Origin of the sequence: Leptospira barantonii (assembly GCF_002811925.1) — a bacterium.
Lineage (GTDB): Bacteria > Spirochaetota > Leptospiria > Leptospirales > Leptospiraceae > Leptospira > Leptospira barantonii.
On record NZ_NPDS01000001.1, the window covers coordinates 525,001 to 546,882 of the forward strand.

Here is a 21,882-nt window from a genome sequence, read left to right on the forward strand (position 1 = left end):
GATCGTATCTCCTTGGATCGCCACGCTGTATCCGAACGAGTCCCCGGCTTCCGCGTTAGACGCCTTGATATAGGCTTCCTGATTCCAGGTCGTTCCGGTTCTTTTGTAAACGTAGACCGCGCCGGAATAAGGAGCGGAGTTGTCCGCGCTTGCGGTCGTTCCGTTCGTAATCGTTGTCTGACTACTGCCTTCCCCAATCGCTCCTACCGCGATCGTATCCCCTTGAATTGCGACGCTGTATCCGAACGAATCCCAGGCTTCCGCATTGGGTGCTTTGAGATAGGCCTCCTGAATCCAATTCGCGCCGTTTCTTTTGTAAACATAAACGGCCCCCGAACCGTCCGCAGAGTTGTCCGCGCTCGCGGTCGTTCCGTTGGTAATCGTCGTTTGGGAACTGCTCTCCAAATAAGCCCCAACCACAAGAGTCTCTCCGTCCAAAGCGACTGCCCATCCCAAAGAATCCGAACTGTCGGCATTGGACGCCTTCAGATAGGAACCGCCCTTCCAGAGAAAGAGTGTGGCCGACAATGTAAACGTAGTCGAAGTGGATCCGCTTTCGTTTTTGGCGGTGATCGTAAAGTCGGTCGTAGGAATTCGAACGCTCGGAATACCGGAAAGCGCTCCCGTCGCCGGATCCAAGGTGAGCCCATCCGGTAACGAAGGTGTTACCGAGAATTCGGTCGGTGTCCCATGTACGGACGGACGAAAGGTGGGAATTTTCGTATGAGTCGTATATTGATAAGAAGAAACCGGATAACGCAGATCGGAGACCGGCCCTTCCTGCAGAGAAAAAAGATTTAGATAGGACGGAGTTCCGAATCCGCCTTGCAGACAACCCGAGAAACCGAAAAAAAACGTCGAAAGCAATAAAGAATAAAATAATATTCTAAACTGTTTTGGAAAAAAAGAACCAATATCGGAACGCAAGAGGAACGTTACGTTCCGGAATTCGGCCCGTTGATAAAAGAATTCTAATGTTTTATTTTTGGAAGGCATACGTGGCTCCGGCTCGATACATGGAATTATCCGCGTTCGCGGTCGTTCCGTTCGTGATCGTTGTCTGATTGCTCGCTTCCTGAGGGGCTCCGACTACAAGCCTGGTTCCTTCCAACGCGACGCTGGAACCGAACAAGTCGCCGCTTCCCGCGTTAGGGGCTTTGAAATAGGCGTATTCTCCCCACAGTCCCGCCGTTTTTTGGAACATGTAAACCGCCCCGGATTGAAAACATTTTTCGTCCCAAGTCGTTAATGGTCCGAAGGAGATCGCGGACAGGCCGCTCGATTCGTTGATCGCACCGACGACGATAAAGTTTCCGTCGACCGCTACGGCCGTGCCGAATTGGTCCCCGGCTTGGACGTTCTTCGCTTTAAGATAAGCGGTTTGCGACCAAATCGTTCCGGTTCTTTCGTAAACGTAGGCCGCTCCGGAAGCGCCTAATAAGTTGGATGAACTCGCGGTCGATCCGTTGATCACGGAATCCCAATCGCCGTCTTCGAGTGCGGTACCGATGACGATCGTATCGACCGAAATGGAAACGGATTTTCCGAATTGATCGTTCGAAGTCAAGTCGGAGGACTTCAAGAACGCTTCCTGGTCCCATTGTCCCGCCGTTCTTCGAAAGACGTATGCGGCGCCCGATTCGGATTTGGAGTTATCGGAACTCGCGATCGTTCCGTTAGACGTCACCGCTTGACTGTCTTCCTTATACGCTCCTACGACGATCGTCGACCCGGATATGGAAACGGTCGAACCGAAGTAATCGTTGTTATCCGGGTTCGGCGTTTTGAGATAAGCCTCTTGGGACCAGACCCCTGCGTTTCTTCGGAAAACGTAAGCCGCTCCCGAATCGGATTTGGAATTATCAGCGCTCGCGCTTGTTCCGTTTGTGATCGTGTTTTGAGAACTGTCTTCCCATTCCGCACCGACTACGATCACGTCTCCGTCTATGTCCACCGACGAACCGAAATGATCGCCCTGTCCGAAGTTCGAGGCTTTGAGTAAGGCCTCCTGGGACCAGGTTGTTCCGGTTCTTACAAAAACAAAAACGGATCCGGAACCTCCGTTTAAGGGAGCTCCCACCACGATTGTATCCCCCGAAATCGAAACGCTTGTACCGAAGTTATCGTTGGATGTAGGATTGGAAGCTTTTAGATACGCTTCTTGAACCCAAATTCCGGCGACCTTTCGATAGACGAAGGCGGCTCCGGATGAGAAAACGCTGATGTCGGAACTTGCGGGAGCGGGACCGTTCGTAAGTCCGATCTGGTTGCTGTTTTCCCGATATTCCCCGACAACCATCGTATCTCCCGAGACCGCGACGCTGTTTCCATAAAAGGAATCGCCGATCACAAAAGACGGTTTGAAGTAGGCCTCGTTCAACCATCCGCCGCTGTCCGTAGGAAGATTTATAACGGTCGTGGGAGAATCGATTCCGCCTTCCGAAGCGGAACCGACACTCAAGCCGCTTCCGACCAAGGCTAAAAGATTGAGATCGCTTTGGGGTTTGTATTCACATTGAAAAAAGAAAGGAAAAAGAACGCAAAAAAAGAAAATTCGAATTGAACCGTTTCCGGTTCGATTTCGTGCAAGGAAAGAATTTTGTTTTTGCCGGCGGTCCATAATTTTCAAAAGAAGAATGAACATTTCTTCTTAGGCGGAAAATCTACACCGGATTTCGTCTATCGTCGCATCTACTTATAAGTGTATATTCGTTAGTTATTAATTAGTTCTCTATTATGATTTTGACATATTTTCGGAAGTCGATCCGCGCGGAGAACCCATGTAGGACCCCGCCCGTAAAAGCGCGTTCAACGGAAGCCGCGCGCTCACCGTCCCGAAATTTTAAAAACGAAACGATGATGTCGCTTAACGTTAAACTCTCGCTAATTTTCCTTCCATCATTTCGATGATCTGTTGCATCGGCTTTTTGTTGATTACGATTTCATACGCCGCCGCGAGCACGGGAGTGTTTTCCGCGGTGATGTTCATCAGATTCGGCAGAACCTTGAGACCGTAAAAGCCGTTCGACATTCTTTCAGACGGAGAACCGTACGCGATATCGTATCCGGTTTTTCTGTCCTTTGCGTCCGTTCCGAAACAAGAAAGCATAAAGTCGGTCAAACCCGAAAGACCTTGAAAGGTTTCCGGTTGTCCGCCCATCTTCGTTCCGATCGCGGTCATCTCCATAAAGAAACGATTGGAAAGATGAAAGAGAGAATTGTCCACGTTCCCGCCGAGGGTTTGTGTGAAATAACCTTCCACGATTCCCATCGCAAGCGCGTAGATCGTTTTGAGCGCGCCACCCAACTGAACCCCTTTGATGTCCGTTGGAATTCTCGCCGGACGAGGAAAGATATAACCGGTGGTAAAAAGTTTTTGAATTCTCGGAATCAAACTCGCGTTAGATGCCGCTATCTCGAAACCGGAAATTTTTCTTTCCATGATCTGATCCGGATAACAAGCTCCCGCGATTACGCCGAGACGATCGTCTTCCAAACCGAACGCGGTCTGCACTTCGTCGAGGATCAAACCGGTGCTCGTAAATCCTTTGACTACGTTGAAAAACGGAGCCTTGTTCTTGTTTAAGTAAGGCTGGATTTCGGGATAGATGTTGATGAGTTCCCAAGGATTGGTTCCTTGAATGAACAACGTCGCCGTTTTTAAAACTTCAGGATCGGAAGTGAAAATCAAATTCGGCGGAAGTTTGTAAAGAGGGTAGTATTTCAATTCTCTTCGTTCGGTGTTGCATTGTTCCGTATAGGTTTGATCCGGGTGATAGAGATAAACCAATACGTCCTTGTTCGCGAGAAGTGTGGCTACCGCGATCGACATACTGCTCGCGCCGATCACTACGATTTTTTCCTCGGGTTCTTTCGGAACCTTGATCAGAATATTCTTACCCGAAACGTCCCCTTTGTAAAGATTTCGATACGTTCCGTGTTGGTGTTTGTTCAGATTCGATCCTACAAGAAGAGCGAGGTTGTCGATGAGGAATTGTTTTTTGTCTCCGTGTTCCGGGAACTGAAGTTGTTCCACGTCCTTCGGAAAGGTTTCCATCTGTTTGCGCGAAAGTTCTCCAACTAACACGGGTTTACCGATGATGAGCTTTCCGTTCACCTGGTTGAACAGAAGGCTCGTTGTGGGGAGAATCTTATCCGTCTTTTCGAGAGAAATCGGAATGATGACCTTATTCGCGACGTAGTGATAAACCGTTTCTACGAAAGGCATCAGTCTTCCGTCCCGGGAACGGGTTCCTTCCGGGAAAATCGCTACGATCTTACCTTCGGACTGAAGTTTCTGAGAATGACGAAAAGCTCTCATGTTGATTTTGGTCATCACGTCGGAAAGACTCGGGTTATCCGCCATATCCCTTTTGGAACAAACTAAAAGAGTTCCGAACATATAAAGGCCGAGACGGGTAAAGTCCGGTTCGTATGCGAGTCTTCCCGCGATGAACACGAGTTGTTCCGCGATGGACTTCCCTTCGGGAGAACAGTTGTACAACTGATGAAAGATCGCCGGCGCGTCGAGATGCGACAAGTGATTCGAGATCAGAGTGATCGGATATTTTCCAAGAAGAGGTTTGACCGCTTTGAGATTGTCCACACCTTCCACGGTGAACTGCTTCATGATCGGAGAAAGAAACTCCATCATAAATTCCCTGGATCTTTGTTCGGGAGAAGTATAAACTCCCACCGTTTCGAGAAGATTCGGTTCTTTGAATACGTCCATGACCGGAGGCATAGGAGTTACCGAAGAGAGATATAAAAACTTCTGAAGAATCTTTTTGGCTTCTTCTTCCGTCATTCCGGAACGTTTGAATAAATGAATGTTTTCGAAAAATTCTTTCTGCCACTTGCCTACGCTGGATTCTTTCTCAGCCATCTATATACCTTCCTGGTCCGTTCAAAAATAAATTCTTAACAACCGGTGTTTCCCGAAACGGGATCCGGATTCTTCGCTTTCCGATATGTTCTATGAAAGAGGAATCGGAGTTTAAGATCGTTTTCGGTTACTCCGAACGAAAAGAAATTTCGAGTCGGATTCGGGTTCTCACCGCTCCGGGGATCGCCCGGAAAAGCCTTTTTAGAAGGGCTTGTCGATGTCATGGATAGAAATCTTGCGATGGAAAGAATCCCTTGATCGGTTGATAATCATCCGTTTGCAATGGGAATTGTCATTCTATTTTTTTAAAAAGGTTTGAATTCTGACGTCTCGGTTTTGAACTGTATTTTGGAATCGAAGTCTTCCAAAACATGAATCAGAATCTCCCAGAACCCAGCCAGAAAAAATGGATTCCCGACGGGTTTCACTTTCTCGGTCCAGAAGACAGCAAGGACAGAAGGATCTTGCTCGAAACCGTATCCGGTGTTCTTAAAAAAAAAGGGTATTCCGAAGTATTCTTACCTGCATTCGATTATAGCTCAACGTTTCTTCAAACGGTTTCCGCTCCCGATTCTTCCTCTTTATTCAGAATTCGTGATCTTTCCGGTAACGAAATTTCTCCGAGCATCGACCTAACCGTTCAAGCGGTCAAAGGGATGGCCGGTTTTGCCCATCAAAGGGAGAATCAGAACATATTTTATGTCGGAAGAGTTTTCCGGGAAAGCGCGATCGGAAGCGTATCCAGAAAGGAAGTCCTTCAGATCGGTGCGGAATCGATCGGAGCTTCCGGCAAGGAAAACACGTTTAAAATTTTGGAAGAATTGGACGAGATCGTTTCCGTTCTTCCTCTCGAAGATAGCCTAACGCTTGTTTTAGGAAACGTGAATCTGTTTCAGTCCATCGTCCAAGAATTCGAATTGAGTTCGAACGAGATCGAAATTCTTTCCAAACTGCTCTATCAGAAAAACGTAAACGAGATCGAAAGAATTTTCGGAGATAAAAAGAATCACGAAATTCTCATACGTTTGTTAAGCGCTCTCGTGTTGAACTTCGATCTGGATTCGTTGAAGAAATCCCTGAACGTTTCGTCCCTTTCGTCGAATCTTCAAAAAAGTCTAAACTCGATTCTCGAGGAAACCTCCTGGATCTTTCAATCTTGGGAATCCAAAAAAAGAAAGATCGATCTTTGTATCGATTTTTCACTTTTGAGAGATTTGAACTATTATACAGGTTTCGTATTTCAAGGTTATCTGCAAGGTTCTCCCGATCCGGTTTTGACCGGCGGCGCTTACGATCATCTCTACGAAATGTTTTCGGGAGTGCAAAAGGATGCGAGCGGTTATGCGATCGTGGTCAACACTTTGGAAGCTTCCCTTCGAACTCCTCTTCCCGATTCCAAATCATGAAACGCAATTTTACCAAGCATCTATTTGAGGAAAAACTATGCCCGCATCGTTAGTAGTAGGAACCCAATGGGGTGATGAAGGAAAGGCGAAAGTCATCGACTTTCTTTCCAAGGACACGGACATCATCGTTCGTTATCAAGGCGGCGCGAACGCCGGACATACGGTCGTCGTTCATGGAAAAAAATACGTATTCCATTTGGTTCCTTCCGGCGTGATCTACGACCAGACGATTTGTGTGATCGGAAACGGAGTCGTTTTGGATCCTCTATTCTTCATAGAAGAATGTGATCGTCTGCAAAAGGAAGGTTTTCCCGTTTACGACAAGCTTTTGTTAAGCGACGCGTGTCATCTTTTGTTTCCGTATCATTCTCAGATAGATTCCGCGCGAGAAACCACGGTAAGTCAGGAACACAAGATCGGAACGACCAAAAAAGGAATCGGAGTCTGTTACGCGGACAAGATGATGAGAACCGGTCTGAGAGTGGGGGATCTTTTGGATGATTCTTACGAATCCCGTCTCAAACATCTCGTCGACGAAAAAAATCGCGAGCTCGACAAACTCTATGAAATGCCTCCCGTTTCCTTTAAGGAAATCAACGAGGGTTTAAAATTCTTTCTTTCCAAGGTAAAAAAGAATATTATCAATACTGCATATTATCTCGACAGCGAACTCAAAAAAGGAAAACGAGTCCTTCTGGAAGGCGCTCAAGGAACCGGTTTGGATGTCGACTTCGGAACGTATCCGTATGTCACAAGCTCCAACCCGACCACGGGCGGGGCTTTGATCGGAACCGGAATTCCGTTTCAACATTTGAAACACGTGATCGGGATCACGAAGGCTTATACCACGAGAGTGGGCGAGGGCCCGTTCCCGACCGAACTTTTGGGTGAAGCCGGAGAAGCACTGCGTCAAAAAGGCGGAGAATTCGGAGCGACTACAGGACGTCCGAGACGTTGCGGTTGGTTCGACGCCGAGATGTTGAAACATTCGGTTCGTATCAACGGGATCACTTCGATCGCATTGACTAAGATCGATATTCTTTCCGACTATGATAAGATTCCGGTTGCGGTCGGCTACAAGTTGAACGGAAAGAAACTGGATTGTTTTCCGTCTCAAGGTTTGGACAAGGTGGAAGTCGTGTATGAAGAATTTCCAGGATGGAAATCCGACATCTCCGGCATCTGCGAATTTCAAAAACTTCCCGAGAAGTGTAAGGATTATATCTCCACTCTGGAAAGATTTATCGGAGTGAAGATCAATCTGGTTTCAACCGGTCCCGATCGAAAGGATACCATTCATGGAGATTCTTTTTAAGGAATCGTAAGTTTTTTCGACGTTTTTGATTGACCCACCATGCTCGAAAAATATCGTGTATTTCGTAACGCTTCGAGTCGTTAGCTCAGCTGGTAGAGCAATTCCCTTTTAAGGAATGGGTCCGGGGTTCGAATCCCCGACGACTCAACGAAACGTTCTCATAAGCCGCCATCGTCTAGTGGTTAGGACACAAGATTTTCATTCTTGGAACAGGGGTTCAATTCCCCTTGGCGGTACCACTCTTCTTCGATTCTTCTCTTTCTCGCTGAAAACATCTTAGCTTCTTTCCTTTCTTCAAATAATTTCCGACTTTCAAATCGTTTGTTATCGTTGGGTCGCGCGTTTTCAAAACGAAACTTACATTTCGATTTTGGTTCCGCAAAAATCAAAAAAACATTCAAATTTTAGAATATTTTGAGTTTATGATGCGTTTTGCGTCTTCGGATTGTTTTGCGAAGAATGGAGTCCGTTGAACAATTGCAAACGTTTCGGTTCAGAAAATTCAGATTTGTCGGATCGTTTCTGTCCGAAAAAGAATCCCAGTCGGGTAGAACAAACAAGCGAGGAAAGAATGACCATCATCGGACGTTTTCTGAAACTATCGGCTTTGCTGATTCTCATTTGTTCTCTATTGTTTTCCTGCGATACATATTACAGAGTCACCGATAAACATTTGGTTCCCGCGAGTGACGCTTTGATTAAGGTCGAGCTCGCGATTTTGATCGGAATTCTTTCGCTTCCGGATAAAAGTCTTCGATATTATCCGAGCACTCTCGGAACGAGCAGTTTGATCACTTTGATTACCGGACTTGGCCGAGGCGATGTGAAAATGACCGATCTTTTCGAAAAGGATAAGGTCGAGGAATGCGCTACTTCGATCACAGCCGCGATCGTTCTCACAAGAAAACTGGATTCGGGATATGCCGCGGCGGCGAACTGCAAGTTAAAGAAAGTTCAGTGAGAATTTTCAGAAACCGAAACTTTCGAAGCTCGCTTTTTTATACGAGTCACTGCGGAATCGTTCACCGGGATTTCGTTTCTACTCGTTTCCCGTAGACGCTACAAATTGAGCGGATTCTGCAGGTTTCGCAGAGTTCTTTTGTGTATTTCGATTTACATTTTCTTAATATTCCGAGACGACTGAGCGCAAAATCCCCTTTGACCGGATCATCGGGGAATATCGCGGAAAAAAAACGTGTGATTTCCTCTGCCTTTTTCCAATCTGGGGTTTGTCTGGAACTGATTTTCAAAACACTTGCAATTCTTTGAATGTGAACGTCCAACGGAAATTGCAGTTCGCTCGGAGAAATACTTTGATAAATTCCGAAGTCGGGATATTTTTTCCGAACCATCCAGCGAAGATACATACAGTATCGTTTTAAGGACGTCGTTTTCAATCCTTGTCCGATCAGAAATTTATATCCGTAACTTTTCGTTTGTTTCGAGTCTATCGTTTCGGACTCCTTGAGAAATCTCAATTGAAAGGCAAGAATTCTTCTTCGGAGCGGCCCGCCCTGATCGAGAGATTTTTGTTCCTTGGATGAAAGATTGAATTCTTCCCTCTGTGGTAAGGAAAAGAGAGATTCGAGTTTATGATCATTCGTTTTTCGTAATACGTTTTGAATCGTTTGCAGAAATAAAAAAGTATCGGCGGGTTTTTGAAAACGATAGGGAACGAGTTTTTTACGGATCGGCTGAAGATTCTCCTCCGATAAAAAACGATGTGGAGAATTTCCGAAAAGAACAAAGAGACTTTTGAGATGATTTTTGATCGCGGTTACGTTTCCATACGAATACAACGCGGAAATAAAACCCGCGACCTCGCGGTCCTCGGAACTGTGAAACGAATGCGGAAATTCGATCGGATCGGTGGAAAGAAACTCCGGAGTATCGTATTCGGAGAAAATATTCTCCAGAGTCTTTTTGATTTTTTGAAGGGAAGAATGGAAGCTCAAGACTCTCTTTTCTTTTTCGTCGCGAGATAGGTTCTGGATTGTAATTCTCGAGCGAGGGCATTCTCCATAAAAGCGGAAGCTTCCCACAATCGATCGGGGTTGATCCCGGTGGAAACTCCGGACTTTTCAAGAAAGTAAACGAGGTCGTCGGTCGCTAAGTTTCCCGCGGCGCCTTTCGCGTAAGGACAACCGCCGAGTCCGCCCGATGAAGAATCAAAGGAGCGAAGTCCCATCGAAAAGGATTTTTCCACGTTTGCGATCGCCATTCCATACGTATCGTGGAAATGTCCCGCGAGTTTATCGGCCGGAATTTCTTTGAGAAGAAGTTCGAGAAGTTTTTCGACTTCCGCAGGCACTCCGGTTCCGATCGTTTCTCCCAGAGAAATTTCATACGCGCCCAAGTCCAAAAGAACTTTAGAAACTTCTAATACTTTTTTAGGATCGATCTTTCCTTCGTAAGGACAATCGATCACGGTGGACACGTATCCGCGCACTTGGATTCCGTCCTCTTTTGCGAGTTTGAAAATTTCTTTGAACCCTTCGATCGATTCGGCGATCGTTCGATTGATGTTTTTTTTCACGAATGATTCCGATGCGGCCGTAAACACCGCGACTTCCGGATAACCCGCGTTTTTTGCGGCCTCGTATCCTTTTACGTTCGGCGTAAGCGCCGAATAACGTATGTTTCCTTTCAGATCCAATAATGCCGAAAGTTCCGCGGCGTCCGCCAACTGAGGAATCGCGTCCTTCTTTACAAAAGAAGTCGCTTCTATGTTTTTCAATCCGGCTTGAACCAGACGTTGAATGTATTCCGATTTGATTTCCGTGGAAACCGGGCGTTTCTCGTTTTGAAGTCCGTCTCTCGGACCCACTTCCGTGATCTTTACTTTCATTCGTTTCTTATCCAATCGTTCCGTGGAAAACGGGCAAGTCAAATATGCCGTTCTCCTCCATTTGATTGGACTGTTCCTGTTATGATTCTTGTCTTGAAAAGCGGATCGTTCTATCTTGGAACAAATGCCCGATCCAAACAAAGCCTTAGAAGTTCGAAGATTGAATCTGCAATTCGGTCCGAGAACGATCCTCGATTCGATTTCTTTCGAAGCCGATCCGGGGACGATCTTGGGAATTTTGGGGCGATCCGGTTCCGGAAAAACCTCTCTTTTCCGAGTGATCTTGGGAGTTCCTTCGAGCGGAGAATTCGAACAAAGCGGATCGATCTTTTTTTTCGGAAAGGAAAGAAAGGAAATTCCGATCCATCAGCTTCAACCCGTGTTCCAAGATCCGGTGGGAAGTTTTAATCCGACGTGGTCTTTGGAAAAAGCGTTGAAGGAACCTCTTCGAATTCTCGGCGATGAGATCGCGAAAAGGGGAGAAGAATCCTTCCAAGAACTATCGGACTTGTTGGCATTGAGCGGAAAGGATTTGAGTCGAAACGTTCTTTCTTTTTCCGGCGGAGAATTACAACGAGCCGCGATCTTACGGGCGATTTTGGCGGAACCGAAAATTCTTTTTTTGGACGAAGCGTTAGGCGCTTTGGATCCGATTCTTTTGAACGAGGTTTTGGAAGTTTTAAAAAGAATTTCGAAAGAAAGGAAGATCACGATTCTTCTCATCACACACAGTCTGAGGACCGCCAAGAAATTCTGCGATCAAATCGGAATATTAGAAAAAGGTAAACTGTTGGATTTTGGAAAAACGGAAGAGGTGTTCGGGAATTATAAAAGTTCTTTTACGGGGGAACTCATCCGTGCGACCGATCTGAGCTCCCTCCGCGTTTGATCTTGATCAGATATCGATCTGATAGAGGTTTTTTCTGTCTTTTTTGTCTTTATACAAAGCGATCATGATATCGATTCGGTAGATCGAAGATCTAAGGCTGGACTCTAAAAGTCTAAGCGCTTTGATCTGATTTTCCAAGGAGATATCTCCCACTTTTGTATTCTCTATCTTGTCGAATCTTTCAAGTCTGACCTGAGATGCCAAAACATCCGGAGGAGAGAAAATCAGTCTTTTGTTTTCAAAAGCGAATTCGTATTGAATTCTTTTTTTCTCAGAGGCAAGTTCAACTTCCTTGATTTTGCCGCCCTCAAACTTGAAACGAACATACTTGAGCAAGTTGCTCTCGTAACCTTCGTCAAAAGTAAAAGGAATGTCTTCCGTGACGATTGTTTGCACCTTTTCGAGCTCCGGTCTTAGGATTACGAGAAGAGAATGTTTCTTCTCCAAATCCGTAAGCCGTTCGTTGATCGTACTTTCCAGATCTCGAACGATTTTCTGGAGGGATTTCGTGTAAGAACTTCCCTGTTCAGAAAAAACATCGGCGCGACTCAGGTCTTCCTGTCCTTTCTCTTTATTCTGCGCGAACGCAGGAATGCTAAGGAGGAAAAGCAGGATTGTGAGCCAGGTGATTTTTTTCATAGATTCCTCCAAGGTTCAAGATAACGGAAGAAAATTGAAAAAAGCAAACCTTTTTCACTCGGTTTTGTTTTCTTCTTCCAGGGACTTGATTTCGGCGAATCGTTTCGCGAGATCCCTTCTTCTTTCGATCACCTTATATGAAAATTCGGAGAAGAACGGATCGTTCGGATATTTGAGAAGTTGATCGTATTGATCGGCGGCCGTGACATAATCGCCGACCTTACTAGCCGTTTCGGCGTAGAAGAAATGAAACTTTTTGTTGTATTGTTTCTTTTGTCCCAAGTCGTCCACGAGTTCGGTGTTCTTAAAAATCCGATACGCGTAGAGGTCCTTCGAGGAAAGAAGTTCGATTCTCGCGCGTCCCATTCTCGCGTCCGGACTTTGTTCGTCGATTCGAGCGGCTTCTTTGATGTAAAGAAGGGCTCGGTTTCGGAGATCGGTTCGGATATAATGATCGGCCAAAAGAAGCAAGGCTTCGGTGTGGAATTTGTTAAGCGAAACCGCCTTTCTCCAGAGAATGGTCGCGTTAATCGGTTCTCTTACGATTTCATACAACGTTCCCAAATGAATAAAGGTTCTGTAATATTCCGGAATTTCCGCGCTCGCGTATTCGAATTGTATGATCGACTTTTGGTATTTTTTTTCGAGGTGATACGCGCGGCCTAAGTTGTATCGGAAAGGGAAGAATTTCGGATCGAATCGGGTTCCTTCCTCCAACATGGAAATCGCCTTGAGTCGTTCTTCCGACTTTCCGGTTTCCAAAAGTTTAACCGCCTCGTTGTTGAAAAGTCCGCAGTTTAGAATTTCTTTCGTCTCGAACGTAAAACTTCCCTTCGACGCGGGCGGATTTCCTTTCCAGTTCCTTCCGGCCGCGACGATAAAATCCTGATCGGTTCTTAAAAACGATCCGTCGTTGTAGTATTCCGGAGAAAGAATCTCGTTTTCGCCCCAGAGCAAACCCGAATAATAATATCCTCCGATGAGGATCTGAGCGTTCGATTCTCGACTTGTAAAAAGGACGCAGAGAAAAAGAAGAATCGAGAAGATTCTCCGCCGAAGCAGAATAAAAACGCATTGTAAATTCCGTTTCGGAGAGGACTCTGGTTTCATAAGAGGAACCGGTTTTGCCACTTAAAGAACAAGCGCTCTTCGTCTGCAAAGACCTATCTTATTCTATCGGAAAAAAACGGATTCTCAAACAGGTCTCATTCTCCCTTTTCCGAGGAGAGTTTGCGCTTCTGCGGGGAGACAACGGCGCGGGAAAAACCACGTTGCTTCGCGCGATTTTAAATCACGAACATCATAAGGATTGTTTTTCTTTCAACGGTTTAAGCGAGAATGGAATCGAAACTCCGCGGATTTCTTATCTCGGTCACGAACTCGGTCTTTATACTTCCCTCGGTCTTGAGGAGAATCTTCGTTATTTTCTTTCCATCGCAAGAATGGAATATCCCGCCGAAAAGGTGGAGAATCTTTTACGATCGTTTAAACTTTGGTCGAGACGATTCGATCCGGTGTTTACGTTCTCGAGAGGAATGAAACAAAAGGCCGCCTTGGTCCGCGCGCTTTTGACCGGAGGAGATTTGATTCTTTTGGACGAACCTTTCACCGCGCTGGATCGATCCGGTTTGGAGACCGCGATCCGTCTTTTGGAAGATCATTCGCAAAACTCCGCGGTAATGATGGTGACTCACGATCCCGGAATTCCGTTTCAAAAAAGAACGATCACGTTGACCTTAAAGGAGGGAAATCTTGAAACTTCTGTTCTCTCTGCTTCATAAGGAATTTCTGTTATTGGGAAGGGCGATCAACGGAATTCTTTCCGTTCTCGTTTTGATCACTTCGATCGTATTCGTTTTTAATTATGCGTTGGAGCAGACAGGCAAACTCGATCGTCAGACCCTGATCGGAATCAAGTGGTCCGTTTTGTTTCTTACCTCGTATGTTTTTATCGGTCAGTCTTCTTGGGAAGAACGCGAAAGCGGAGGGGGGAGAATCAGTTCTTTGTTTCTTCCTATATGGATGCGATTCCTTTCCAAGTCGCTCGCGGTGTTCGCGGGTCTTTCGATCGCGGCGATCTACTTAATGATTTTATTATCCGTTTTTTTTCAGGCGTTCTCCTTGGGCTGGAAGGATCTTACGGTGAATCTGATTTTTCTTTTGCCGGGAGTTCTTTGTATTTCTTTTTTGGGAGTGGCCTTGAGTCATATCAGCGATTCGTCGAGGTTGAAGGAAATTCTACTTCCTTTGTTGATGATTCCGTTTACGATTCCCATTCTTCTTTTCGGAATGGAAGCCGAAAGAAAACTGGAACGTCTTCCCGTGTTCGATCCGATTCCCGGTCTCGCCATCTTACTTTCGTTCTGCGCTTTTTATGCGGGAATCGGAATTCTTCTTTTGGAACTTTCCGGCGACGAACCCTAAAGAATCCAAGAATCTTTCTTGATTCCACCGACATTCTCGCGAATACTCTATTTCGTATGAAAATCCGAATCGCTCATCCCGCTTGGGACTGGGTTTTATCCGCAGTTTTTTTAATCGGCTTTCCGATCGTCGTTTTATTTTCCCTCAACTATCCGAACGTGATTTTACAACAAGGAACCGCTCATAGAATTTTCTATTTTCACGTTCCGGTCGCTTGGGTCGCTCTGTACGGTCCTATGTTTTCTCTTGTGTTCGCGGTTTTGTATCTGATCAAAAAGGATTCGAAGTGGGATCTTCTTTCTTTGGCCGCCAATCAGGTAGCTCTTTTGTTTGCGATCGGAGTCATTTTTTCCGGAAGAATCTGGGCCTATAGCGCCTGGGGCGTTGCCTGGGACAAAACCGACGCAAGACTTCAGTCGTTTACGGTTTTGTTCATTAGCTTAATTGCATATTTCGTTTTTAGAATATTGATTACGGACGCTTCCAAGAAAAAAATCTTCTCGGCTTTCCTGAGCATCCTTTGCGCGGTGAACGCGGTCATCACCTGGGGTGCGATTCGTTGGATGGACAATCCCGGAAATCATCCGGAGTCCGTTCTCGGAAAGGGCGGAATGGATTCCGACATTCGAATCAGTTTTTGGATGGGTGTTCTCGCGTATCATTTTTTGTTTTTGGTTCTCATTCGTTTCGCGTATCGTTTGGCTAAGATCGAAGATTTTCGGGAAAGTTTGCCGGAAAGGGAAGAGTGAAAAAATTTGTCCTCCGCTCCGAATTACAGTCATTATACGGTGCTCGCCGTTGACGATTCAGAGATCAACTTAAAGCTGATCTTACACACGCTTATGCCTTTGGGCTTTCAGCTTTTCACCGCCGAGTCGGCGGCCGACGCGCGTAATATTCTTCTCACCAACCGAGTCGACATTCTTTTGTTGGACGTAAGTATGCCCGGGCAGGACGGTTTTTCGTTTTGCAGAGAACTCAGAGAAATCGAAAGATTCAAACTTCTTCCCATTCTTTTTATCACCGCGATCAGCAGAGAACTCGGTTTCGACGAAGCGATCTCTCACGGCGGGGACGACTTCATTCATAAACCGTTTCAACCGAGGGAGTTGATCGCAAAGATACGCGCGTTTATTCGGATAAAAATTCTTCAGGACGAGGTTCTCGAACAAAAAAGAAATTACGAACGAGAACTCATCATGGCGAGAAAGGTTCAACAGGAACTTCTTCCCGAAAAAGAATTGGAATGGAACGGTGTAAGTCTGAGCACGATCTTCCAACCTCTGATGCAGATCGGCGGGGATTACACGGACGCTTGGATCGAAAACGAATCGCTTCATATCTTTATCGCGGATTGTTCCGGTCACGGTCCTTCGGCCGCGCTTCTTGCGGCGATGTTGAAGATGCAGGTTTCCAGTCTTTCACCGGATCAAACCTTGCAAGAGAAGGTGCGGACCTTACGTCATAACCTCGAGAAAATTCTTCCGGACGAATTTTCGATCACGTTCTTTTACGGAATTCTGAGCAAGGATCTGAACTTCGAATATTCGAACGGAGGACATCCTTCTCCGATGCTTTATAAAAACGGGGAAGTCACCACGTTACCCGGAATGGGACCGCTCATCATCCCGATAGAAATCAACGTAAGCGAAGAATTCAAATCGGTTCAACTCGAGAAGGGTTCTTATCTTCTTCTTTATACGGACGGAGCCACCGAGATCGCGGACAAGACGATGAACATTCTCGGGGAAGAAAAATTGAAACGTATTTTTCAGGACGGAGTTTCCAAGGGCGGAGATATTCTCGCGTTGATGATGGAATCCATTCTTGCGCATTCGGACCGAGGTACGAATGATGACGATATCGCTATGATGGTATTAAAACTATGAATTTACCGAATCCTTCCTACAGAGGAAAAGTCAGGGACATTTACGATCTCGAAGATAAGTTGATTCTATCTTCTTCGGATCGAATCTCCGCGTTCGACGTGGTTTTTCCGCAAGCGGTTCCGGACAAGGGAAAGGTTTTGAATCGAATCTCCACTTCTTGGTTCGAATTTTTTAAGGACATTCCCAATCATATATTGGAAACGGATGTGAAGAATTTTCCTTCTCCGTTTCAGAATCATCCCGATCTCGAAGGACGTTCGGTTCTTGTTAAGAAGTGCAAACGTATCGACTATGAATGTGTGGTCCGAGGTTATATCGCCGGATCCGGTTGGAAAGAATACAAGGGAGAAGGAACTCTCGCGGGTATAAAACTCCCCGCGGGTTTGAAGGAATCTCAAAAACTTCCCGAGCCCGTGTTTACTCCCGCGGTTAAAAACGATCAGGGCCACGACGAAAACATTTCCGAAAAGGAAATGGAGAATCGAATCGGCAAGGAACTGTTCGGAATTCTGAAAGAAAAATCGATTTCCATTTTCTTACGCGCCTCTGAAGTGGTAGATAGAGCGGGAATCATTCTTTGTGATACCAAGTTCGAATTCGGAATCTTGGACGAACAGGTCATTCTGATCGACGAGCTTTTGACTCCGGATTCTTCCCGGTACTGGTCCGCGGATACGTATTCCGTCGGGATCTCTCCTCCGAGTTTGGATAAGCAGATTCTTAGGAATTATCTCGAAACCACGAACTGGAACAAGATGCCGCCCGCACCCGATCTCCCGGCGGGACTTATTCAAGAGCTGAGAGAAAAATATCAGAAGATAGAGGATCTCATTCTTTCATGTACATCGCAAAAATCCAAGTAGTCCTCAAAGAATCCGTTCTCGATCCGCAGGGAAGCACCGTGAAAAAAGTTCTTTCCGAAGTCGGTGAAAAATCCGTTCAGGATGTGCGCGTCGGAAAATACATCGAACTGAAGATAGACGCTCCCGACGAAGCGACCGCGAAAAAAGACGTGGAAAGACTCTGCGATAAGATCCTCGTAAATCACGTTATAGAAACATATTCCGCGAATATTCAAAAAATATGAAAGTCGCCGTAATCACTTTTCCAGGTTCCAATTGCGACGCGGATATCCACCGCGTTCTGAGAGATCAGTATAAGGCCGAAGTGGATCGCGTTTGGCACAGGGATCAACTCGATAAAAAATACGAACTCGTCATTCTTCCCGGAGGATTTTCCTACGGAGATTATTTGCGCTCCGGTGCGATGGCCGGTTTTTCACCCGTGATGAAATCGGTGAAGGAACACGTGGATAAGGGCGGAAAACTTTTCGGAATCTGCAACGGTTTTCAGATTTTAACCGAAGCCGAATTTTTACCGGGCGCGCTTACCAGAAATAAAACTCTTAAGTACATTTGCAAAACCGTAACTTTGAAAAAAGGTTCTGCGTCCAATCCCGTTACCGCGTCTTTGGATTCCGGTAAGGAATTGAAAATCCCGATCGCTCACGCCGACGGTTGTTATTATGCGACATCGGACGTTCTCAAACAACTCGAGGACGAGGGAAGAATTCTCTTTCGCTACTTCGGCGATAACCCGAACGGTTCCTTGGACGCGATCGCAGGAATCACCTCTAAAAACTTCAAGGTAGCGGGAATGATGCCTCACCCAGAGCGTGCGATGAACTCCGTAACCGGAGAAGAAGACGGAAAAGTCGTTCTCGATTTGATCTTAGGCGCTTAACTATATACTTTACGGTCTTCTTATATAAAAGAAGACCGATTTATCAAAATGTAGGAGCTCCTACGTTTACAAATTCATTTCATCTTTCTTCTAAAGAGTCTTTTGGAGACTTAAATCTTGGAGTTATAAGTGGGAATGTCTCAAGTTATAACCCAAGTAGAGGCAATGGATCTATTAGGATATTCTAAATCAGAGGTTGTGGAAACGCTTCTGAAGGAGTTCCTACTTTGTTTCGAGTTTCGTTCATTCTATTGTTCTTATCGATTCTTTTTTGTTTCAATCTTTGCAAAGAGGAAAAGAAAGAAGTCGTTCCTCAAACTCCGGTCAAGCCCGTAGAAACAATTTCTTATCCGTATCCGGCGGACAACCGACCGACTCCCGAGCGGATCTTGTTGGGTAAAACCCTATTCTTCGATCCGATCGTTTCCGGTTCCAATTGGATCAGTTGCGCATCTTGTCACAATCCGGGCTTGGGTTGGTCCGACGGATTGAAGACCGCGGTCGGTCACAACATGAAAATTCTCGGGAAGAATACTCCTACGATCTTAAACTCAGCCTACGGCAAGAAGATGTTTTGGGACGGCCGCGCGGAAAATTTGGAAGCGCAAGCCCTCGGGCCGATCGCTTCGCCCGACGAGATGAATCAAAACATAGACGAACTTATATTAGAATTAAAGAATATACCCGGATATAAGGAACTTTTCGCAAAGGCCTATCCGAAAGAGGATATCAGCGCGGTAACGATCGGCAAGGCGATCGCAAGTTTTGAAAGAACGATTCTTTCGGGAGAATCTTCTTTCGATCTTTGGAAAAAAGGAAATCAAACCGCGCTTTCCGAATCGGCGCAAAGAGGATATTCTCTTTTTAACGAGAAGGCGCAGTGTTCCGTATGTCATCAAGGCGATCAGTTTACGGACGACGGGTTTCACAATATCGGATTGAAATCGAATCGGAAGGACGCGGGAAGATTCTCCCTCGTTCCCGTAAAGGTGATGAAAGGTTCGTTCAAAACTCCCGGTCTTCGCGACGTAGCATCCACAGGTCCGTATATGCACGACGGAAGTTATGCGACTTTGGAAGAAGTGGTCGAACACTATGATCGTGGCGGAGACGATTCCTCTAACCTCGATCCGAACATGAGAACGCTTAAGCTTACGAAACAGGAAAAGACGGACCTCGTCGAATTTATGAAATCGCTCAGCGGAAAACGGTTGGCGATCGCTATTCCGGCGTTTCCGAGATGAGAATTCTTAGCGTTGGTTCCGCAATTTATGCGTTTGCTTGCGCGATTTTTACGGTCGACGCGTTTGACTTTGTGTTTTTTGCGATTATGGATTCAGGATTTTTAAATTAGGAGAATTGAATGTTGAAAGGATGGAAGATCGTTTTATTTGCCGCTACGTTTGTTGCGTTTTGCGGAACGGGATTGTTTGCGGCCGAGCACGAAGTGGGACAAAAAAACAAAGCGTTTACGGTGGAGGCCCTCAAAATCAAAGCGGGAGACACGGTGAGTTTTCCGAATTTCGATACGTTTTATCACAACGTTTATTCCCTTTCTCCGGTGAAAATTTTCGACTTGGGTTCTTACGCGAAGGGACAAACTCAAAAAGTGAAGTTTGAAAAAGCGGGAAAAGTCACGGTTCAGTGCGCGATTCATCCCGAGATGAAAATGACGATCGATGTACAATGAAAAAATTATATTTTAATATTCTCATATTTCTGTCGCTCGTAGTTTCGACGTTTGCGGGTCTGAACGCGGAAAAGGACAAATCTGTAATTCGCGGAAGTATCGTATTCAGGACGTACTGTGTTCTTTGTCACGGAGAATCCGGCGACGGCAAAGGCCGTCTTTCGGTCGGAAAGGTTCCTCCTCCAGCCAATCTTACGATCACGAAGCTGACCGACGGACAAAAAGAAGACATCATTCGAAAAGGCGGCGCGGCAGTAGGACGTTCTCCTTTTATGCCTCCTTGGAAGGACGAACTGTCCGACGAACAGATCCGGGATTTGATTTCCTATATCAACCTCATCTCCAAGTCCAAATAACGAACAAAAAATCTTTCCAGTTTACAAGTGAATTTACTCGGCAGTATCGGCATTAAAACCAGACTTCGTCTCAGTTTCGGAGCGATCATAGGAATGTTTATTCTTTCCTCGGTGCTCACGGTTTACAACACGTTCGTTTATAGAAAAACGATCCGGTCGATGATCGACAATTCTCAGCCGAAATCCCAACTGCTGAACCTCACTTTGGAAAAACTGATCCTGATCGAACTGACTCTTTCCTCCGAAGTTTCTACGATCGACTTGGTTTTGATCGAAGAGGAGAATAAAAAGATTCTTTCCTTATTCCGAGAGATTGAATCGAACAACTCCAAACTCAAGGAGTTTCCGCTCGAAACGTCCGAGCTGGAAAAGATCGGGAGTTTTGAAAAGGATCTGACTTATTTTACCGGATACGCGGATACGACTTATCTTCTTTGTAAGGATAACAGCAGACAGGACGCGCGGATTCTTTACGTTCGAGGAATCAATCCGTTAGGCGCTTCTCTCAGAAAGACGATCAAGGATCTGATCGAATTTGAAATTTTGAATTCGCGCAAAAGCGAAGATGCGGCCGAAGCACAGTTAACGTTTTCCTTATATACCATTAGCATACTTTCCTTTTTGTCGCTTTTGGCGGGCGTGTGGTTTTCAAGATCGATCATCCGTTCCATCATGTTTCCGTTACGAAAGGCGATCGGTTTTGCGTCGGAGATTCAAAACGGAAATCTGAACAATCAAATCGAAATCGATCGTTTTGACGAAATGGGCGAACTTCTGGATTTTCTAAAAAAAATGGAAACGTCGCTTCGGGAAATCATAGTGGAAGCGCGCATCTCCATCAAAAGTTCCGAAGAGGCGAGCAGAGAATTCTACAAGGTTTCAAAAGAATTTATTTCCACTTCCGAAACTCAGGCAAACGATTCGCGTAACGTCGCGGATCTTATCGATCGTCTGAGTATATTAGTGGAAAAGAATACTTCCACGATTCTTACTTCCGCGGAACATCTCCGCAATTTGGAAAAAGAGATTCAGAAAAATCTTTCCTCCCTGATTCGAGTGACCGAATCCTTAAATTCTCTCGCGCTACAGGCGAAGGAATCTTCCGAAACCGCGATCAAAGGAAGGGAGAAGGTGGACGGAGTTCAAAAATCTTTTTCCGAAGTGAAACGTACGGTTCATAAGATCAAGGATTCGCTCGCGAAGATCGGAGAAATTTCCACGAAGACGAATATGCTTGCGTTGAACGCCGCGATCGAAGCCGCGCGCGCCGGCGAACAAGGACGCGGTTTTTCCGTGGTCGCCGACGAGGTTTCCCAACTCGCGGAACATACGATGAAGAATACGAAAGAGATCACCGATCTCATCGAGTTTACCCGAACCAGCATCGAAGCCGGGAACGGAGAGATTGAACAGTTCTCCGATTTTTTTACGATGATTCAAGAGAACGCGTCCAATATGGCGCATTTTAGTTTGCGTCTTTTGGACGATATGCGTGCGCAGGAATCCGGTTTGAATTTGTATTCCCAAAAGATGCACGAGGTAGCTTCGAATATTACGGATTTAGAATCTTCTTCTCTGGAAAATAAAAGCGCTTACAGTTCGATCAAACGTTTGATTCAGGATCTTTCGCAAGGTGCGCGTTTGATTTCTTCCGGTTCTCAGGAAATCGATTCGGGCGCGAAGAAGATCGACGAACAATCCGATCGTGTAAAACGTTTGATGGAAAAGTTTTCGATATAAAACGCGATGTCGCATTAGAAAAAGAATTACTTTCTTACCGAAACGTGTAAAATACTCC

21 protein-coding genes, 2 tRNA genes and 1 pseudogene (1 of these 24 only partly in view) are annotated in these 21,882 nt (G+C 45.7%); 17 read left to right on the forward strand and 7 right to left on the reverse strand.

Going from position 1 to position 21,882, the window contains the following annotated elements:
• The 3 genes from CH367_RS02570 to CH367_RS02580 all read right to left on the reverse strand — a co-directional run.
• Positions 1 to 996, reverse strand: partial view of a putative Ig domain-containing protein gene (locus CH367_RS02570; protein ID WP_100760916.1) — the 5' portion only. 906 nt of this gene lie to the left of the window's left edge; only the first 996 of its 1,902 coding nucleotides appear in the window; the start codon lies at positions 994 to 996; the stop codon falls past the left edge of the window.
• A complete protein-coding gene (locus tag CH367_RS02575; RefSeq protein WP_165783195.1) occupies positions 980 to 2,461 on the reverse strand; it encodes an FG-GAP repeat protein in 1,482 nt (493 codons plus the stop codon). The genes CH367_RS02570 and CH367_RS02575 overlap by 17 nt, the downstream gene beginning before the upstream one ends.
• Before the next feature lie 411 nt (positions 2,462 to 2,872).
• Positions 2,873 to 4,885, reverse strand: coding sequence for a 1-acyl-sn-glycerol-3-phosphate acyltransferase (locus CH367_RS02580; RefSeq protein WP_100760918.1), 2,013 nt, complete (start codon positions 4,883 to 4,885; stop codon positions 2,873 to 2,875).
• 371 nt (positions 4,886 to 5,256) lie between these two features.
• Between CH367_RS02580 and CH367_RS02595 the strand changes: the two genes are divergently transcribed.
• The 5 genes from CH367_RS02595 (at position 5,257) to CH367_RS02620 (ending at position 8,567) form a co-directional block, all read left to right on the forward strand.
• A complete protein-coding gene (locus CH367_RS02595; protein WP_100760919.1) occupies positions 5,257 to 6,291 on the forward strand; it encodes an ATP phosphoribosyltransferase regulatory subunit in 1,035 nt (344 codons plus the stop codon).
• A gap of 37 nt (positions 6,292 to 6,328) precedes the next feature.
• Entirely contained in the window at positions 6,329 to 7,606 is a 1,278-nt protein-coding gene (locus CH367_RS02600) for an adenylosuccinate synthase (RefSeq protein WP_100760921.1), read from the forward strand.
• Between the two features lie 74 nt (positions 7,607 to 7,680).
• Positions 7,681 to 7,753: transfer RNA gene (locus tag CH367_RS02605), tRNA-Lys, on the forward strand.
• Positions 7,754 to 7,770: 17 nt separating this feature from the next.
• Positions 7,771 to 7,845: transfer RNA gene (locus CH367_RS02610), tRNA-Glu, on the forward strand.
• A 332-nt stretch (positions 7,846 to 8,177) separates the two neighbouring features.
• Positions 8,178 to 8,567 carry a hypothetical protein gene (locus CH367_RS02620; RefSeq protein ID WP_125226085.1) on the forward strand — a complete coding sequence of 130 codons (390 nt, stop codon included), beginning with the start codon at positions 8,178 to 8,180 and terminating at the stop codon, positions 8,565 to 8,567.
• Between the two features lie 61 nt (positions 8,568 to 8,628).
• Here CH367_RS02620 and CH367_RS02625 read toward each other — a convergent pair whose 3' ends face one another.
• Both CH367_RS02625 and CH367_RS02630 read right to left on the reverse strand, forming a co-directional pair.
• Positions 8,629 to 9,561, reverse strand: coding sequence for a TIGR02757 family protein (locus tag CH367_RS02625; RefSeq protein WP_100760925.1), 933 nt, complete (start codon positions 9,559 to 9,561; stop codon positions 8,629 to 8,631).
• Complete coding sequence (locus CH367_RS02630; RefSeq protein WP_100761324.1) at positions 9,558 to 10,454, reverse strand: hydroxymethylglutaryl-CoA lyase; 897 nt, start codon at positions 10,452 to 10,454, stop codon at positions 9,558 to 9,560. Before CH367_RS02630 ends, CH367_RS02625 begins: the two co-directional genes overlap by 4 nt.
• A gap of 124 nt (positions 10,455 to 10,578) precedes the next feature.
• Here CH367_RS02630 and CH367_RS02635 point away from each other — a divergent pair, with 124 nt between their 5' ends.
• Positions 10,579 to 11,343: an ABC transporter ATP-binding protein gene (locus CH367_RS02635; protein ID WP_100760926.1), complete on the forward strand. Its 765-nt coding sequence runs from the start codon at positions 10,579 to 10,581 to the stop codon at positions 11,341 to 11,343.
• A 6-nt stretch (positions 11,344 to 11,349) separates the two neighbouring features.
• On the opposite strand, the pseudogene CH367_RS02640 reads toward CH367_RS02635, so the two are convergent.
• Positions 11,350 to 12,040: pseudogene (locus tag CH367_RS02640) on the reverse strand (hypothetical protein).
• Positions 12,037 to 13,047, reverse strand: a complete 1,011-nt coding sequence (locus CH367_RS02645; protein WP_425268794.1) for a tetratricopeptide repeat protein — start codon at positions 13,045 to 13,047, stop codon at positions 12,037 to 12,039. Before CH367_RS02645 ends, CH367_RS02640 begins: the two are co-directional and overlap by 4 nt.
• Positions 13,048 to 13,106: 59 nt before the next feature.
• On the opposite strand from CH367_RS02645, the gene CH367_RS02650 reads away from it, so the two are divergent.
• The 11 genes from CH367_RS02650 to CH367_RS02700 all read left to right on the forward strand — a co-directional run bounded on the left by CH367_RS02650 (position 13,107) and on the right by CH367_RS02700 (position 21,824).
• Positions 13,107 to 13,763, forward strand: coding sequence for an ABC transporter ATP-binding protein (locus CH367_RS02650; protein ID WP_100760929.1), 657 nt, complete (start codon positions 13,107 to 13,109; stop codon positions 13,761 to 13,763).
• Positions 13,735 to 14,406 (forward strand): heme exporter protein CcmB, encoded by a 672-nt coding sequence (locus CH367_RS02655; protein ID WP_100760930.1) that lies wholly within the window; start codon positions 13,735 to 13,737, stop codon positions 14,404 to 14,406. The genes CH367_RS02650 and CH367_RS02655 overlap by 29 nt, the downstream gene beginning before the upstream one ends.
• Before the next feature lie 56 nt (positions 14,407 to 14,462).
• On the forward strand, positions 14,463 to 15,155 hold the full coding sequence (gene ccsA / locus CH367_RS02660) for a cytochrome c biogenesis protein CcsA (RefSeq protein WP_100760931.1): 693 nt from the start codon (positions 14,463 to 14,465) through the stop codon (positions 15,153 to 15,155).
• A 6-nt stretch (positions 15,156 to 15,161) separates the two neighbouring features.
• Positions 15,162 to 16,295 (forward strand): PP2C family protein-serine/threonine phosphatase, encoded by a 1,134-nt coding sequence (locus tag CH367_RS02665; RefSeq protein ID WP_100760932.1) that lies wholly within the window; start codon positions 15,162 to 15,164, stop codon positions 16,293 to 16,295.
• Positions 16,292 to 17,158 (forward strand): phosphoribosylaminoimidazolesuccinocarboxamide synthase, encoded by an 867-nt coding sequence (locus CH367_RS02670; RefSeq protein ID WP_100760933.1) that lies wholly within the window; start codon positions 16,292 to 16,294, stop codon positions 17,156 to 17,158. The genes CH367_RS02665 and CH367_RS02670 overlap by 4 nt, the downstream gene beginning before the upstream one ends.
• Positions 17,134 to 17,382: a phosphoribosylformylglycinamidine synthase subunit PurS gene (purS, locus tag CH367_RS02675; protein ID WP_010573788.1), complete on the forward strand. Its 249-nt coding sequence runs from the start codon at positions 17,134 to 17,136 to the stop codon at positions 17,380 to 17,382. Before CH367_RS02670 ends, purS begins: the two co-directional genes overlap by 25 nt.
• Positions 17,379 to 18,038, forward strand: a complete 660-nt coding sequence (gene purQ, locus CH367_RS02680; RefSeq protein ID WP_100760935.1) for a phosphoribosylformylglycinamidine synthase subunit PurQ — start codon at positions 17,379 to 17,381, stop codon at positions 18,036 to 18,038. The genes purS and purQ overlap by 4 nt, the downstream gene beginning before the upstream one ends.
• Positions 18,039 to 18,265: 227 nt before the next feature.
• Positions 18,266 to 19,282 (forward strand): cytochrome-c peroxidase, encoded by a 1,017-nt coding sequence (locus tag CH367_RS02685; RefSeq protein ID WP_100760936.1) that lies wholly within the window; start codon positions 18,266 to 18,268, stop codon positions 19,280 to 19,282.
• Between the two features lie 119 nt (positions 19,283 to 19,401).
• Complete coding sequence (locus CH367_RS02690) at positions 19,402 to 19,728, forward strand: methylamine utilization protein (RefSeq protein WP_244284448.1); 327 nt, start codon at positions 19,402 to 19,404, stop codon at positions 19,726 to 19,728.
• Positions 19,725 to 20,084: a c-type cytochrome gene (locus CH367_RS02695; protein ID WP_100760937.1), complete on the forward strand. Its 360-nt coding sequence runs from the start codon at positions 19,725 to 19,727 to the stop codon at positions 20,082 to 20,084. Before CH367_RS02690 ends, CH367_RS02695 begins: the two co-directional genes overlap by 4 nt.
• Positions 20,085 to 20,111: 27 nt before the next feature.
• Complete coding sequence (locus CH367_RS02700; protein WP_100760938.1) at positions 20,112 to 21,824, forward strand: methyl-accepting chemotaxis protein; 1,713 nt, start codon at positions 20,112 to 20,114, stop codon at positions 21,822 to 21,824.
• Positions 21,825 to 21,882 lie beyond the last annotated feature (58 nt).